14 protein-coding genes and 1 other RNA gene are annotated in these 14,418 nt (G+C 63.7%); 4 read left to right on the top strand and 11 right to left on the bottom strand.

All coding sequences use genetic code 11. The features are described 5' to 3' along the window. Positions 1–46 precede the first annotated feature (46 nt). From BM173_RS10815 to BM173_RS10790, 6 genes are all read right to left on the bottom strand, one after another. The gene (locus BM173_RS10815; protein ID WP_090481338.1) at positions 47–385 is read right to left on the bottom strand and encodes a YbaB/EbfC family nucleoid-associated protein; all 339 of its coding nucleotides are present in this window, start codon (positions 383–385) and stop codon (positions 47–49) included. Then, positions 382–2,205 carry a DNA polymerase III subunit gamma/tau gene (locus BM173_RS10810; protein ID WP_090481335.1) on the bottom strand — a complete coding sequence of 608 codons (1,824 nt, stop codon included), beginning with the start codon at positions 2,203–2,205 and terminating at the stop codon, positions 382–384. The genes BM173_RS10815 and BM173_RS10810 overlap by 4 nt, the downstream gene beginning before the upstream one ends. A gap of 50 nt (positions 2,206–2,255) precedes the next feature. Beyond that, an RNA gene (ffs, locus tag BM173_RS10805) (signal recognition particle sRNA small type) lies at positions 2,256–2,350 on the bottom strand. Positions 2,351–2,406: 56 nt separating this feature from the next. Then, the gene (locus BM173_RS10800) at positions 2,407–2,685 is read right to left on the bottom strand and encodes an ETC complex I subunit (protein ID WP_090481332.1); all 279 of its coding nucleotides are present in this window, start codon (positions 2,683–2,685) and stop codon (positions 2,407–2,409) included. A 17-nt stretch (positions 2,686–2,702) separates the two neighbouring features. Further along, the gene (gene hrpB / locus BM173_RS10795) at positions 2,703–5,129 is read right to left on the bottom strand and encodes an ATP-dependent helicase HrpB (RefSeq protein ID WP_090481329.1); all 2,427 of its coding nucleotides are present in this window, start codon (positions 5,127–5,129) and stop codon (positions 2,703–2,705) included. An 11-nt stretch (positions 5,130–5,140) separates the two neighbouring features. After that, positions 5,141–6,157 (bottom strand): polyprenyl synthetase family protein, encoded by a 1,017-nt coding sequence (locus tag BM173_RS10790; RefSeq protein WP_090481325.1) that lies wholly within the window; start codon positions 6,155–6,157, stop codon positions 5,141–5,143. 49 nt (positions 6,158–6,206) lie between these two features. Between BM173_RS10790 and BM173_RS10785 the strand changes: the two genes are divergently transcribed. After that, positions 6,207–6,533: a chorismate mutase gene (locus BM173_RS10785; protein ID WP_245755859.1), complete on the top strand. Its 327-nt coding sequence runs from the start codon at positions 6,207–6,209 to the stop codon at positions 6,531–6,533. On the opposite strand, the gene BM173_RS10780 is transcribed toward BM173_RS10785, so the two are convergent. The 4 genes from BM173_RS10780 to BM173_RS10765 all read right to left on the bottom strand — a co-directional run bounded on the left by BM173_RS10780 (position 6,530) and on the right by BM173_RS10765 (position 9,827). Further along, on the bottom strand, positions 6,530–8,017 hold the full coding sequence (locus BM173_RS10780; protein WP_177201875.1) for a sensor histidine kinase: 1,488 nt from the start codon (positions 8,015–8,017) through the stop codon (positions 6,530–6,532). The genes BM173_RS10785 and BM173_RS10780 overlap by 4 nt on opposite strands. Then, positions 7,968–8,645 (bottom strand): response regulator transcription factor, encoded by a 678-nt coding sequence (locus BM173_RS10775; RefSeq protein ID WP_090481318.1) that lies wholly within the window; start codon positions 8,643–8,645, stop codon positions 7,968–7,970. The genes BM173_RS10780 and BM173_RS10775 overlap by 50 nt, the downstream gene beginning before the upstream one ends. Before the next feature lie 94 nt (positions 8,646–8,739). After that, positions 8,740–9,045 carry a PepSY domain-containing protein gene (locus tag BM173_RS10770; protein ID WP_090481313.1) on the bottom strand — a complete coding sequence of 102 codons (306 nt, stop codon included), beginning with the start codon at positions 9,043–9,045 and terminating at the stop codon, positions 8,740–8,742. Between the two features lie 62 nt (positions 9,046–9,107). Then, complete coding sequence (locus BM173_RS10765) at positions 9,108–9,827, bottom strand: SIMPL domain-containing protein (RefSeq protein ID WP_090481309.1); 720 nt, start codon at positions 9,825–9,827, stop codon at positions 9,108–9,110. 128 nt (positions 9,828–9,955) lie between these two features. On the opposite strand from BM173_RS10765, the gene BM173_RS10760 reads away from it, so the two are divergent. Genes BM173_RS10760 through BM173_RS10750 form a run of 3 tightly spaced genes read left to right on the top strand, consistent with a single transcriptional unit; the run spans position 9,956 to position 13,954 of the window. After that, complete coding sequence (locus tag BM173_RS10760; RefSeq protein WP_090481306.1) at positions 9,956–11,530, top strand: amidohydrolase family protein; 1,575 nt, start codon at positions 9,956–9,958, stop codon at positions 11,528–11,530. A gap of 43 nt (positions 11,531–11,573) precedes the next feature. Further along, entirely contained in the window at positions 11,574–13,379 is a 1,806-nt protein-coding gene (locus tag BM173_RS10755) for an ABC-F family ATP-binding cassette domain-containing protein (RefSeq protein ID WP_090481303.1), read from the top strand. Continuing rightward, positions 13,376–13,954: a uracil-DNA glycosylase family protein gene (locus BM173_RS10750; RefSeq protein WP_245755858.1), complete on the top strand. Its 579-nt coding sequence runs from the start codon at positions 13,376–13,378 to the stop codon at positions 13,952–13,954. Before BM173_RS10755 ends, BM173_RS10750 begins: the two co-directional genes overlap by 4 nt. On the opposite strand, the gene BM173_RS10745 is transcribed toward BM173_RS10750, so the two are convergent. Continuing rightward, complete coding sequence (locus BM173_RS10745) at positions 13,939–14,412, bottom strand: DUF6456 domain-containing protein (protein ID WP_090481300.1); 474 nt, start codon at positions 14,410–14,412, stop codon at positions 13,939–13,941. The two genes, BM173_RS10750 and BM173_RS10745, sit on opposite strands and share 16 nt — an antisense overlap. Positions 14,413–14,418 lie beyond the last annotated feature (6 nt).

The following is a 14,418-nucleotide window of genomic DNA, read 5'->3' as shown; positions in this document are numbered from 1 at the left end:
GAGGGCGCAACATCTTGGGGATTGGGCGGCGCTCGCCGCGCCCGGCTTACATTCCGGGAAGATTGAAGCCCGGCGGAAGTCCCATACCGCCCTGGATCTTCTGCATTTCTTCAGCGGACTTGCGATCTGCCTTGTCGCGCGCGTCGTTGAAGGCGGCGGCCACGAGGTCTTCGACCATCTGCTTTTCTTCCGGCTTCATCAGGCTGTCGTCGATCTCGACACCGATGATGCGGCCACGCGCGGAGGCGCGGACCTTCACGAGGCCGCCACCGGCGGTACCTTCGACTTCGATCGTGTCGAGCTTGGCCTGCGCCTCGCCCATCTGCGTCTGGATCGTCTCGGCGGCCTTCTGGGCTGCGGCGATCATTTCTTCCATCGATTTCATGCGTTTCGACTCCAGGGTATTTCGCGCCGTTGCGGGGGGAGCTCGGCGCCGTCTTCGATAAGTTCGGCATCGGGAAATGCCGCGAATGTGGCTTTCACCAGCGGATGTTCGCGTAGCTTGGCCTTGGCCTCCTCGCGCTCTGCTTTCTCGACTTCAACCAGCGATGGGCGAGCCTTCGCCGGATCACCGCTCTCAAGCGTCCAGCGTTCACCGCTGATCGCATATAGCGCATCCTTCAGCACCGGTTCGATCGCATCGCTGAACTTGTCGGAGCGATGATAAACCAACCTGCCCTGCTCCACGAGGATCGGGCGTACCTGCAGGCGCATGATGCTGGCGGCCTGCAAATGACCGGCGTTGTCGACCTTGTCGACGAGCGTTTCCCAGTCGAGCGAAGCGGAAGGCGCCTCCCCAGCGGAGGAATTTTCGGTCGTTGTCGCAGGCGCCGGTCCGCGTTCGGCCAGTTCCTCCAGCTTCTTCGCCAGCTTCCCGGGATCGGGCAGGTTCGACGCGTGGAGCACGCGCAACAGAGCCATTCGGGCGGATACTAGTGGATCGGGTGCCTGCCGCACCTCGTCATGACCCTTGAGCAACAATTGCCAGAGGCGATGGACCTGACCGACTTCGAGCCGCTTCGCCCAGTCATCCAGTTGCTCGCGCTCTTCGGCGGTCGGGGCGTCGGCCTCCCCGGCCACCTGTGCCAGCGCGATGCGGTGGGTAAGATCCATAAGCGCACGCATCAGCGACAAAGGCTCGACACCCAGTGCATACTGGTCGTCAACGGCCTTCAAGGCGGCCTTGGAATCGCCTTCGAGGAGGTGCGCGAACAAGCGTCGCTGCGCTCCGCGATCGGCAAGGCCAAGCATGTCGCGAACGCGCTCTGCAGAAACCTTCCCGCCGGTTTCCATGTCGGCATGGGCAATCGCCTGGTCGAGGATGGACAGGCCGTCACGCACCGAGCCTTCGGCAGCGTTGGCGATGATGTGCAGCGCCTCGTCCTCGGCCTCGACGCCTTCCTTGCGACAGATTTCCGCAAAGTGGGATTCGAGCAATTCGACCGGGATCCGGCGCAAGTCGAAACGCTGCGTGCGGCTGAGGACTGTGACCGGAAGTTTGTCCACCTCGGTCGTGGCAAAGAGGAATTTCACATGCGCCGGCGGTTCTTCAAGCGTCTTGAGCAAGGCGTTAAACGCATTGCGAGACAGCATGTGAACTTCGTCGATGATGTAGATCTTGTAGCGCGCAGATACGGCCGCATAGCGAACCGCCTCGATGATCTCGCGAACGTCGTCCACCCCGGTATGGCTGGCGGCGTCCATCTCGATCACGTCGATATGCCGACCTTCGGCGATCGCGGTGCAGGGTTCGCAGACACCGCAGGGGCTTATCGTCGGACCACCCTCGCCATCCGGGCCGACGCAATTGAGGGCCTTGGCGATCAGGCGCGCAGTCGAGGTCTTCCCCACCCCGCGCACGCCGGTCATCAGGAAGGCGTGGGCCAGCCGGTCGCGGGCTATGGCGTTGGCCAGCGTCCTAACCATCGCATCCTGGCCGATCAATTCGGCAAAAGTCTGCGGACGGTACTTGCGTGCGAGCACACGATAAGGCTGCGAAGCTTGCGGCGCAGCGACCGCAGGAGCCGGTGCTGCTTCGGCCTGGGCAACCGGGGGCTGCTCGGCAGGAGCCGGGGCGGGTTCGGGAGCGTCCCCGAACATCGAGTTCTGGCCAGCAGCCTCGAGCTCGGCTGCGCTCGGCGCGTCCGCTTCTTCAGCCTCGGCTTCCCACGGAAGACCGTCAGTGTTGTCCGGTGAATCACCCATGCAGGATTAGGTAGGCGCAGACGCGCCGAATGTCATGAAGGGTGTGGGAAAATAAAGGAGCCGAGCGACCCGTCGCAATTCACCTGGGCTGCTTCCTTCCGGACCTGACCCGGTGAGCGAACGCAAACGTCCACCCGACTCCCGGCGCGCCATATGGCGGCGGATTGCCCAGAATTCAACTCCGCATTTCAGGCGGAGCGATTACCTGAAATTATCGGCGTAGGCCTGCAGCTTCAGATTGTGCGGCGGCGTAGCGTGGACGCGGGCGGGAATGCCGTACTTTTCGGCGTAGGCCTTGGCCTCGTCCTTGCTCGGGAACTTGAGCTGCACCTGGACCTGCGTGTCGCCGCTGCCCGTCCAGCCCATCAGGGGGTCTGCCTTGCGCGCTTCGGACTGTTCGAATTCCAGCACCCACTCATCGGTGCGGGCCTTACCGGATTGCATCGCGCTTTGCGGACGTTGGTAGATTCGTGCAGCCATAGTGGGCGCCCCATAATTCAACCTCCCGATTTATGGAAGGCGTTCTTGGTCTTCAAACTCGGCTTTTCGGTCCACGGTTCCTCGGGCCAGCGATGCTTGGGATAGCGACCCTTCATGTCCTTGCGCACATCGTCCCAGCTACCGCGCCAGAATCCCGGCAGGTCGCGGGTCGACTGGATCGGGCGTCCGGCAGGGCTGGTGAGCTTCAGGAGAAGCGGCGTCTTGCCGATCATGGGATGCCGCTCCAGGCCGAACAGGGCCTGCACGCGGACTTCCACGCTCGGCGCATCGTCGCCTGTGTAGTCGATCGGATGGGTGGTCCCGGCAGGCGAGGTAAATTCCCGCGGCGCCTCGCTATCCAGCCTTTGGCGTGCGCCCCAGTCGAGGAGATTGAGAAGCCCATCGACCAGTCGGCCTTTGGGCAGGTCCAGATCGCGCCGGCCGGCCAGCAAGGGCACAAGCCATAAGTCCATGGTATCGCGCAAATTTTCGGGCTCAAACGCGTCGACGCCGACAAAGGCAGCCCGGGCAGCAAGCGCCTGCGGAACCAGCTTTGCCGGGTTCTCCAACGCCTTTTCCACAAACCTGTCCACAATAGCCTGCTCGTCAGGGGAAGGGTCGGGACCGCTCGCCAGCGTGATCGCGCCGAGCCGCCGTTCGAGCCGCGCTTCGATACGATTCCCACTCCACCGCAAGACCGACCTTCCTTCGATCCGATCATCCAGCCAGCGCTCGAGATCGCTTTCCTCGAGCGCGATTGCCGAGGTGATCCGGGCTGCCTTCGCTTGCCCCTGCGCATCGCCGATTACGAGATAGGACGATCGGACCAGCGACGACGTTGAATCCAGGGAAAAGCCCCTGCCCCCTGCGGATACCCAGCTCTCGCCACTTGCATCGCGTCGTTTGGCGATGAATTCGGGCCTCCCTGCTGCGAGCATGATGGCGCCAGATGGTGCTTCACCCCTTACCTGATCGACGAGATCCTTCGCTTGGGCTGCCCAACGCTTTGCCAGTTTCCGGCTCGCTTCTGCCCGCTTGCCGCGATCGCCGTCCCAACGTTGCAGGCGCGCCTCCAGATCCTCTCCGCGACCGCCCAGCGCCCTCTCTTGGAGCAATAGCACAAGCTTGGCCGCACGTTCCGCCGCGCCATGCGCCGCCCCGAACAGCACCATTGCGGCAGAAGCCGGATCCATCGGCAATCGCGCCAGCTTCTCACCGGCTGGCGTAATGCGCCCTTCACCATCAAGCGCGCCGAGCGCCTGCAAGGTGGTGCGCGCTGCAGCAACCGAAGGGGCGGAGGGCCTGTCGAGCCACTGCAGCTCGGCCGGCTCGTTCGTGCCCCATTTCGCAAGTGTCAGGACCAGCGGCGCGAGGTCGGCGGTCTCCATCTCGGGAGGATCGAATGCGAGGCGTCCGGCATGGCCGCCCTCCTCCCACAGACGATAGGCAACTCCCGGACCTTGCCTTGCCGCGCGCCCTGCCCGCTGGGCCGCAGCCGCTTGGCTCGCGCGGTGGGTCACCAGATGCGTGGTGCCAGCCGCACGGTCGAATTCGGCGCGGCGCGATAGCCCGGCATCGACGACTATCGAAACCCCATCGAGTGTCAGCGAGGTTTCGGCAATCGCGGTGGCGAGCACGATGCGGCGACGTCCTTGCGGATCGCGGCGAATCGCAGCGCGCTGGTCCGCGCCTTGCACCTGTCCGTGAAGCGGAAGGACCACGGCTTCGGGCAGTCGCGCTTCAACCCGCTCGCGCGTGCGCTCGATCTCGCCCACGCCGGGTAGGAACGCCAGGATATCGCCCTCTTCGTCACGACATGCCTGGGCGATGGCCGACGTCATGGAGTCCTCCACCCGCATTTGCGGCGAAGACCCGAGCCATTCGATGTGCAATGGGTGGGCGCGGCCTTCGCTTTCGATGACCGGCGTGTCCACGCCCAGCAAATCCGCGAACCGCGTGCCGTCGATGGTCGCCGACATGACAAGGACCCGCAGGTCGTCGCGCAGCACAGCGCGACTTTCCAGAGCCAGAGCCAGGCCAAGGTCACTGTCGAGATGACGCTCATGCGCCTCGTCGAACAGGACTGCCGAGACGCCCTGCAGTTCGGGATCCTGCACCAGCATGTTTACGAAGATCGCTTCGGTAACGACCAGCACCCGTGTCTTCGGCCCACGCTTGCTGTCGAGGCGGGTCAGGTAGCCGATCGTCTCGCCCGGCTTTTCGTCCAGCATCTCTGCCATGCGCTCGGCAGCAGCGCGAGCGGCAACACGGCGCGGCGATGTCAGGATGATGGTGCCCGTGCACCAGTCCTCGGTAATCAGCGCAGGCGCGACGGCGGTCGTCTTACCTGCCCCCGGAGGAGCAATGAGGACGGCGCCCGTGCCTACTCGCAGACTCTCAAGCAGGTCTGGTAGGACCGCATTGATTGGTAGCGCATCCGGCACCCGGCCAGCACTTAGTGTCCGCGCGCGACCGCGAACAGTGCCGCCTGCGCCATGGCCTGCCGGGCCTTGCCATCGGGGAAAATCGATAGCGCATCGATTGCGCGCTGGGCGAAGTGGCGTGCACGTGCCTTCGTGTCGGCAACGGCGTTGTACTTGCCGATCAGGCGGATCGCTTCGGCTAGGTCCTCATCGCCTGAACGGAACCCGGCGATCGCCGATTTCCAGAAAGCGCGCTCTTCCTCGTTGCCGCGTGCATAGGCGAGAATGACCGGCAGGGTCATCTTGCCTTCGCGGAAATCGTCGCCCTGGTCCTTACCCATTTGCGCCGCATCGGCGTCGTAATCGAGCGCATCGTCGACCAGTTGAAAGGCAACCCCGAGGTTGCGTCCGTATTCGTCGAGCGCCCGCTCCTCTTCCTCGCCGCACTCGGCGACGACGGCGGCAATTCGGCTTGCCGCGGCAAACAGGGCTGCGGTCTTGGCGCGGATGATATGGAGGTAGCGCTCCTCGCTCGTGTCGATCTTGCGCTGGGCGGTGAGCTGGTCGACCTCCCCCTCCGCGATGATCGCACTGGCACCGGACAGGATCTTCAGCACCTTCAGGCTGCCGTCCTCGGTCATCAGTTCGAACGAACGGCTGAAAAGGAAATCGCCAACCAGCACGGTCGCGGGATTGCCATAGATGATATTGGCCGCCGCCTTGCCGCGCCTCAGATCGCTGCCATCGACGACATCGTCATGCAGCAGCGTGGCAGTGTGAATGAACTCGACTGCCGCGGCGAGCTTGTAATGGCGGGTCCCGCTATACCCGACCAGCTCCGCCCCGGCGAGCGTCAGCATGGGCCGCAGCCGCTTGCCGCCGCCGGAAATAAGGTGTCCGGCCAGCGCAGGGATCAGCGGCACTTCGCTCTGCATCCGGTCGAGAATGACCTGATTGACCTGGTTCATGCCCGAAGCGGTGAGCGCGAGCATGGGATCGATCGAGGGCTGCGGGCCCTTGCGCGGGAGGGGTACGACGTCGGCTGTCATTGCAGCTTGGCCATGCGCTGCACTTGCTTTCTTGGCAAGAGAGCAATTGATGATAGCTTGGCAAGCGATGACGCAAACGGTGCAACCTCAACCGGGGGACGACAAGGTCCTGGCCGGCTATCGCAAGAGCATCGACAACATCGATGCCGCTATCGTTCACATGCTCGCGGAACGCTTTCGCATCACGCAGGCGGTCGGGGAATACAAGGCGAAGGTGACGCTGCCGCCGGCCGATCCGAACCGCGAGAAAGAGCAGATCGCACGCCTGCGCCGCCTGGCAGAGGAAAGCGAGCTCGATCCTGAATTCAGCGAGAAATTCCTGCGCTTCATCATCGACGAGGTCATTCGCCACCATGAAAGGGCGCGTGGTAGTTAACCCGCCCGAGGCAGGCTGAGCCTTACCAGCAGGCCGCCAAGGTCCTCGCTTTCGTCGAGTTCGACCGAGCCGCCGTATATCTCCGCAACGTCCCGCACGATTGCCAGGCCAAGACCGGTGCCGGGCTTGCCCGTGTCCAGGCGCGCGCCGCGGTCGAAAATGCGGGCACGTTCGCTTTCGGGAATGCCGGTGCCGTCATCCTCGACCCAGATGGTGCACAGCTCTTCATCGCGTGCGGCATCGATGGTCACGAAGACGCTGCCGCCGCCATACTTGGCCGCGTTCTCGATGAGGTTGCCGAGGATTTCGTCGAGATCCTGCCGCTCGATCGAGACGGCGGCCAGCTTGTTTCCGTCGAGGTCGAAGCGGGTGTTTTCGTAGATCCGTGTGACGGCGCGGAGCACGCTTTCGGCACTGGGCCAGACATCGGCGCGCGCATGACCGCTCGCCCGCCGCCCGACAGCCCTCGCCCGCGCGAGATGGTGTTCGACATGGCGCTGCATGGTCTTGGTTTCGCGGCACACGAGGTCGGACAGCTTGGGATCGTGCGCGGTGGCGGCATTGGTGAGGACGGTCAGCGGGGTCTTGAGCGCATGGGCGAGATTGCCCGCGTGCATGCGCGCCTCTTCCGCCTGCTTTTCGCTATGGGCGAGCAAGCCGTTGATCTCTTCCACCAGCGGCTCGACCTCCAGCGGCAGCGGCTCGGTAATGCGGTTTGCCCCTTCCGAGCGCATGGACTGGATCGCGGCGCGCACGCGTCGAAGCGGCGACAGGCCGTAATAGCTCTGCAGGATCGCCATGATCAGCAGGCCCAGGCCAAGCGCGGCAAAGCTCCAGATCAGGATCGAACGGATCCGGGCGATCTGGAAATCGAGTTCCTCGCGCGCCGAGGCGACGGTGAAGGTCCACACCACATCGCTGTCGGGCAGTTCGACATTGCGCTCCACCACCCGCAGCGGCTCGCCATCGAATTGATATGAATCGTAAAAATGCGGGTCGTTATCGCGATGCGAACCATCGACCGTCAGGGTGCGGTCCCAAAGACTGCGGCTGGGGAAGGTCTCGCGCCCATCCCCACTGATTTGCCAATAGACGCCGCTGTAAGGTTCGAGAAAGCGCTGGTCGCCGAGCGAGCGATAGGTCCAGACCTCGCCATTATTGTCGATCTCTGCGGAGGAGATCAGCGCGGTCAGCACGTATTCCAGCTGGTTGTCGAAATTGTTCTGCACCAGCCGCGTCAGCGTGCGGTCCAGCGCGAAGCCCCCGCCCACCAGCAACAGGCCGATCCAGACGGCCGCGATGACCATCATGCGCTTGGCAAGGCTGCGCTGCGGCGGCTTGCCTTCGGGCAGTGTCACGGGTTCGGCGGGCGGCGCAGACGCGTCACCGGGCGGAATGTCCGCCGCGCGACGCGCCTCGCCAGCCGGAGTATCCTCAGGCTCGGGGCGCGTCAGCGGGGTCGTCGAGGCTGTACCCAAGTCCACGGATAGTCGTGATTACCTCTGCACCCAGCTTCTTGCGGATGCGCGTAACGAAGACCTCGATCGTGTTGGAATCGCGGTCGAAATCCTGATCGTAGATGTGCTCGATCAGTTCGGTGCGGCTGACTACCTTGCCCTTGTGGTGCATGAGGTAGCTCAGCAGCTTATATTCCTGCGCGGTCAGCTTGACCGGCTCGCCAGCCAGGGTGACACGGCCCGAACGGGTGTCCAGGCGGACTTGCCCTGCAGTCAGTTCGCTGGAGGTATTGCCGGACGCACGGCGGATGAGCGCGCGAAGGCGGGCGATCAGCTCTTCGGTCTGGAACGGCTTGGCGAGGTAATCGTCGGCACCGGCATCGAGGCCCGCCACCTTGTCCGACCAGCTGTCGCGTGCGGTGAGGACGAGGACAGGGAACTTGCGCCCTTCCTTGCGCCACATTCCGAGCACGGTCAGCCCGTCGATCTCAGGCAAGCCGAGATCGAGGATGACAGCGTCATAATCTTCGGTCGAACCGAGGAAATGCCCGTCTTCGCCATCGGTCGACAAATCGACCGCATAGCCGTTCTGCTCGAGAGTGCTCTTGAGCTGCTGGCCGAGCGTGGGTTCGTCCTCGACAATCAGGATCCGCATGAATTTCCGTCCTTGTTATCTGCGTAATGCGTGTCGTTCATGTAGATGAACGCGTCAAGATGAACGGAGTTTCTTGTGCCCGGTGCCGGACCGCTCAGCGGCTGCGGCGCAGGACGCGGCCAGTGCGTGCATCGACGTCGACGAACTTCACCTTGCCGTTCTTGATGAACTTCAGGCGGTAGGCCATCGCGGTCGAGTCGTAGTCGAAACCGAGGTATTCCGCGTCGCCCATCGAGGGAACGATGCGATTTTCGATTTCACGGGCGCGCATGATGTTGCCTGCCCGCATTTCCTTGCGCGCTTCGCCCTGGTCGGTGCGACGCTGCGCCTCTGCCGGGGTCGCCAGCAGCGGACCGGCGACGAGACCGAAAGCGAGGAAGGATGCAAGCAGGTGTTTCATGATGCTGTAGTGACTACTCCCGAGCCATTGAACAAGTCGTGAATGTGGACGTTCACAATGGTTCAGCGGGTCATCTCGTATTTGACCATCACGTTCACGCCAGTGCTCACAAGGCCGGGCTGGACGGGCGCCGACTGGTCGGCAGCGGCTTCCAAGGAGGCTGTACGCACGACCGGATAGGGGCCGGGCGAACGACCGGTAATCGTCTCGTTCACCTCCAGCAGGCGAATTCCGGTAAAGCCGGCAAGCTGCGCGTATTCCAAAGCCTGTTCGCGGCCGCGCTGCATCGCCGTGGCCCTTGCCCGTGCCTTTGCTTCGGTATCGTTTTCGAGGCTGAAGCGCGGCCCGTCGAGATTGGTTGCGCCTGCCACCACCAGCGCATCAAGCACTTCGCCGGTTTCGTCGATATCGCGGAGTTTCACGCTGACCCGGTTCATCGCCTGGTAGCCGCGGAACACCTGCCGCTGCTGACGCTGGTCGTAGTCGTAGCGCGCATTCAGGTTGATGCCGGAGGTCTGGATGTCCCGCTCCGCCACGCCCAGCGCCTTGATCCGCTCGATCACCTTGCGCATCTCGACCGAATTCTGCCGCAGGGCTTCGACTGCGGTCGGTGCATCGGTCACCACGCCTGCGCCGACATTGACGATGTCGGGTTCGGCCTCGATCTGCTCCGTAATGCTCAGCTCCACGACGGGGCCGCTCGCGGCGATCTGGACTTCGGCGGCCTGTGCGGTTCCGGCCATGGCGAGCGCTGCGAGAGCTGGGACGGTGTGGCGGATCATGGCGTAACTCCTTTTGTTGAGACGCGTTTCTCGGTTCCCTACCTTTACCAATGGCTGAACGCCGAGGTTCCCTTCTTTTCATCTTCGCCCGATGGCGGTAGCGCATGCGCAGGATCAGGGGGACCGGAATGCGGCTTGGAAAATATCTCATCGCGATGGTGGCTGCGGCCATGGCAAGCGGGCTGTCGGCGCAGATGGAGCCGGTGCCCGATATCCAGCCGGGCGAAGCGGAAGGGCCATACGGGACACTGATCGTTTCCGGGGCGACCATGATCGAAGGATCGGGCGCGCCGCCCATGGGGCCGGTCGATATCGTCATCGAGGGAAATCGTATCGCGGCCATCCATGGCGGCGGTGCTCCCGCGGACGTTCGGGCGTCAGCCGATCGCGTGATCGACGCCGCCGGAATGACCGTCATGCCCGGTTTCGTCGACACGCACGGCCACAATGGCGATCCGTCCAAGGCAGCCCAGCCATCCTATGGCTATCGCCTCTGGCTTGCGCATGGCGTGACCAGCGTGCGCGGGGTGAGCTTCTATTTCGGACCCGGCCAGCCCGATCTTACCGACCGCCAGCGCAGCGAGGCGAATGCAATCGTCGCTCCGCGCCTGTTCCCCTATGCGGTCTTCGGCGACAAGTGGGGCCGTCCCGCACCTACGACACCCGCCGGAGCGCGCGAATGGGTGCGCTGGGCCAAGGCGCAGGGGTTCTGGGGGATCAAGTTCTTCAATTCCGCGATGCCCGACGTGCTCGGCGCGGCGCTGGACGAGGCTGAGAAGCAGGGCCTCGGCACGGTCGCCCACCTCGCTCAACCGGGCGTGCAGCGGGTGAATGCCCGAAAGGCGGTCGAACTGGGTCTAGACGGGATCACGCACTTTTACGGCCACTTCGAAAGCCTGCTCGATGACAATGCCCTCCCGCGCTATCCGCAAGGCTACAATTATTTCGACGAGCAATCGCGTTTCGGCTGGGTCGCCCGCCTCGCCGATCAGGTGGTCGAGCCGCATAGCGAGGAATGGGACGCCTATATCGACTACCTGATCGAAAGCGGCGTGACGCTCAGCCCTACCTTCAACATCTATTCCGCCAGCCGCGATGTCATGGCCGCGAAAAACCGCGACTGGCATGCGCGCTACAGCCTACCCTCGCTGATGGATTTCTATGCACCCAGCGCCACCAACCACGGCAGCTATTACAAGGACTGGAGCACCGAGGACGAGGTCGCTTGGCGCAAGTTCTACCGCTACTGGTTCGACCTGACTGCCGAATTCCACCGCCGCGGCGGGCGCGTCACCGCAGGGAGCGATCCAGGCTACATCTACCAGACCTGGGGCTTCGCCTATATCGGCGAGCTTGAGATGCTGCGCGAGGCGGGCCTCAGCCCGCTGGAAGTCATCCGCGCCGCAACCACGGCGGGCGCGCAGGAAATTTACGATCCGCGTGATGAAGAGACCCCGATGGGCACGATACAAGTCGGCAAACTGGCCGATCTGGTGATCGTCCCGGGCAACCCGCTCGACAATCTCAAGCTGCTCTACGGCACCGGTCATACGAAGCTGAACCGCGAGACCGGCTCAATCGAGCAGGTCGGCGGCGTGCGCTGGACGATCAAGGACGGCGTGATCTACGACGCGCCGAAACTGCTCGAAAGCGTCGCTGCGATGGTGGAAATGCAGAAAGGTTCGCGCGAAGCCGCCCAGTAGGCGCTTGCAGCTTGGGGGCGGCGCGACTACCTCGCGCTGCGTTATGGCACAGCCTCCCATCCTCAGCCTCGAAGGCATGGCCCTGCAACAGGGCGGCAAGTGGCTGTTCGGCGGGCCGGATCACGACCCGCTCGACCTGCATATCGGGCCCCGCGACCGGTTGGCCCTGATCGGCCGCAACGGGGTCGGGAAGACCACGCTGTTCCGCATGATCGACGGCCAGCTGGAAACCGATGCAGGGACGCGCAAGATCAAGCCCGGCACGCGCATCGTCCTGCTCGAACAGGATCCCGATCTTTCTGGCCACTCCACGCTGATGGATTGGGCGCTCGACGGCGTGCACGCGCCGCAGGAACACGAGGTCGAGGCGATCGCCGGCCAGCTCGGCATCGATATGAGCCGTGCGACCAAGGGCGCCAGCGGCGGCGAGAAGCGCCGCGCCGCCATTGCCCGCGCGCTGGCGCAGGATCCCGACCTGCTGCTGATGGACGAGCCGACGAACCATCTCGATCTGGCGGCCATCGAATTCCTCGAAGGTTGGCTCGATCGCTATCGCGGCGCATTCCTGGTCATCAGCCACGACCGCACCTTCCTGAAACGCCTCACCCGCGCGACCATCTGGCTCGACCGCGGCAATCTGCGCCGCAAGGAAGTCGGCTTCGGCGGGTACGAAGCCTGGGAAGAGCAGGTCTACGCCGAAGAAGCGCGCGCGGCGGAAAAGCTCGACGCAAAGCTGAAGCTCGAAGCGCACTGGCTGGAGCGCGGCGTCACCGCGCGGCGCAAGCGCAACCAGGGCCGCCTTGAGAAGCTGTGGCAGATGCGCGCCCAGCGTGCCTCGATGATTGCCAGCGCTGGCACCGCCAAGCTGAAACTGGCGACAGAGGAAGACTTCAAGTCGAAGTCGGTTATCGTGGCGGAAGGCATCACCAAGTCCTTTGGCGAGCGCACGATTATCAAGCCGTTCAACCTGCGCATCCAGCGCGGCGACCGCATCGGCATCGTCGGATCGAACGGCGCGGGCAAGACGACGCTGCTGAAAATGCTGACCGGCGAACTGGAACCCGACAGCGGCACGGTGGAAATCGCCAAGACCCTCACTGGCGTGATGATCGACCAGCAACGCCAGCTGCTCACCGACGACAAGACCGTACGCCAGGTGCTGGCCGAAGGCGGCGACTGGATCGACGTGCGCGGCAACCGCAAGCACGTGCAGGGCTATCTGAAGGAATTCCTGTTCGACCCCAAGATCGTCGACATGAAAGTTGCTGTCCTTTCCGGCGGCGAGCGTTCGCGGCTGCTGCTGGCGCGTGAGTTCGCGAAGGCATCAAACCTCCTCGTGCTGGACGAGCCGACCAACGATCTCGACCTCGAAACGCTGGACCTCCTGCAGGAAGTCATCGCCGATTACGAAGGCACCGTGCTGATCGTCAGCCACGATCGCGACTTCCTCGATCGCACCGTTACCATCACACTCGGCCTCGACGGGACCGGCAAGGTCGATATCGTTGCCGGTGGTTACGAGGACTGGGAAAAGAAACGGCGCGCCCCCGTCGAGCGCAAGGAAAAGCGGCAGGACAAGCCCGCCGCGAAGCCTGCCGAGCAAGCCAGGGCGAAGCCGACCAAGCTGTCCTACAAGGACCAGCGCGACCTGGAACTGCTGCCTTCACGCATCGAGGAACTGGAAGCAGCCATCGCCAAGGGCGAGACGATACTGTCCGACCCCGATCTCTACACCAAGGATCCCAAGAAATTCGCCACGATCAGCGAAGGGATCGAGAACGCCCGGACCGAGAAGGACGCGGCCGAAGAACGCTGGCTGATGCTGGCGGAAATGGCTGAGGCCCTTTGAGCGCAGAAGCGCTTGCATCACGCATTGCCGCCTGCCGGCTGTGCGAAAAGCACTTGCCCCACGGCGTGCGTCCCGTCGCCAGCTTTTCGCCCGAGGCACGCCTTCTCATCATCGGCCAGGCGCCCGGATCGAAAGTCCATGAAAGCGGCATTCCATGGGACGATGCGAGCGGTGACCGGCTGCGCGAATGGACTGGCCTCACCAAGGACCAGATGTACGATTCACAGCAGGTTGCGCTCGTGCCGATGGGCTTCTGCTATCCGGGCAAAGCCAGCGGAGGCGACAAGCCACCGCGGCGCGAATGTGCGCCCCAATGGCATGGAAGCGTGCTCGAGATACTTCCCGAGGACCGGTTCACACTGCTCGTCGGAACCTATGCGCAAAATTACTACCTGCCGCAGACACGCAAGCTGTCGATGACCGAGCGGGTTCGAACCTTCGAAGACTACCTGCCAGACTTTCTGCCCCTGCCCCACCCAGCATGGCGCTCGACACTATGGATGCGGCAAAACCCGTGGTTCGAAGAGCATGTCCTGCCGCGGCTGCGCCAGCTGGTGGCTCACCGGATCCGGTAAAAATCAGCCACCCGGTCCAGCGCAAGACGCAGGACCAGCTTCCCGCTCCTTGCCGGCCAGCCGAGGCCCTTTTCGGCATGGGACAGGCTCTCGCAATTGCAGACGACATGCCACAGGACATCCTTCAGGCCGCTGCCTGCCTGCGCCATCGCATCGTCGAAGCGTGCGCGGGCCGCGAGCTGGCGCTCACCCGGCGTCAAGCCGTCACCGCCCCCACCGTCCACGCGTACCGGGTCCCAACGCATAGTGATCCCCGGCGCAATTTGCGCACGCTCATAGTCGGACCGCAGCCTCTCGCCCGCATCGAACAGGCGGTCATCGATATGCCCGCGCGCATGAAGCCATGATAGCGGCGACTCGGCCAAATTCACCGTAACGGTTCGCTTCTTGCCCTTTGCAGAGCCTTTTGCGCGAGGCCCTTCTTCGGTCAGTTCCCGCTCGCTTAATTCCCTTCGCATACCCGA

The sequence above is a fragment of the Qipengyuania nanhaisediminis genome (assembly GCF_900115585.1).
In the GTDB taxonomy this organism is placed as follows: Bacteria; Pseudomonadota; Alphaproteobacteria; order Sphingomonadales; family Sphingomonadaceae; genus Qipengyuania; species Qipengyuania nanhaisediminis.
Note: the sequence above shows the minus strand (reverse complement) of the source record. Positions and strands in the feature narration are given on the sequence as shown.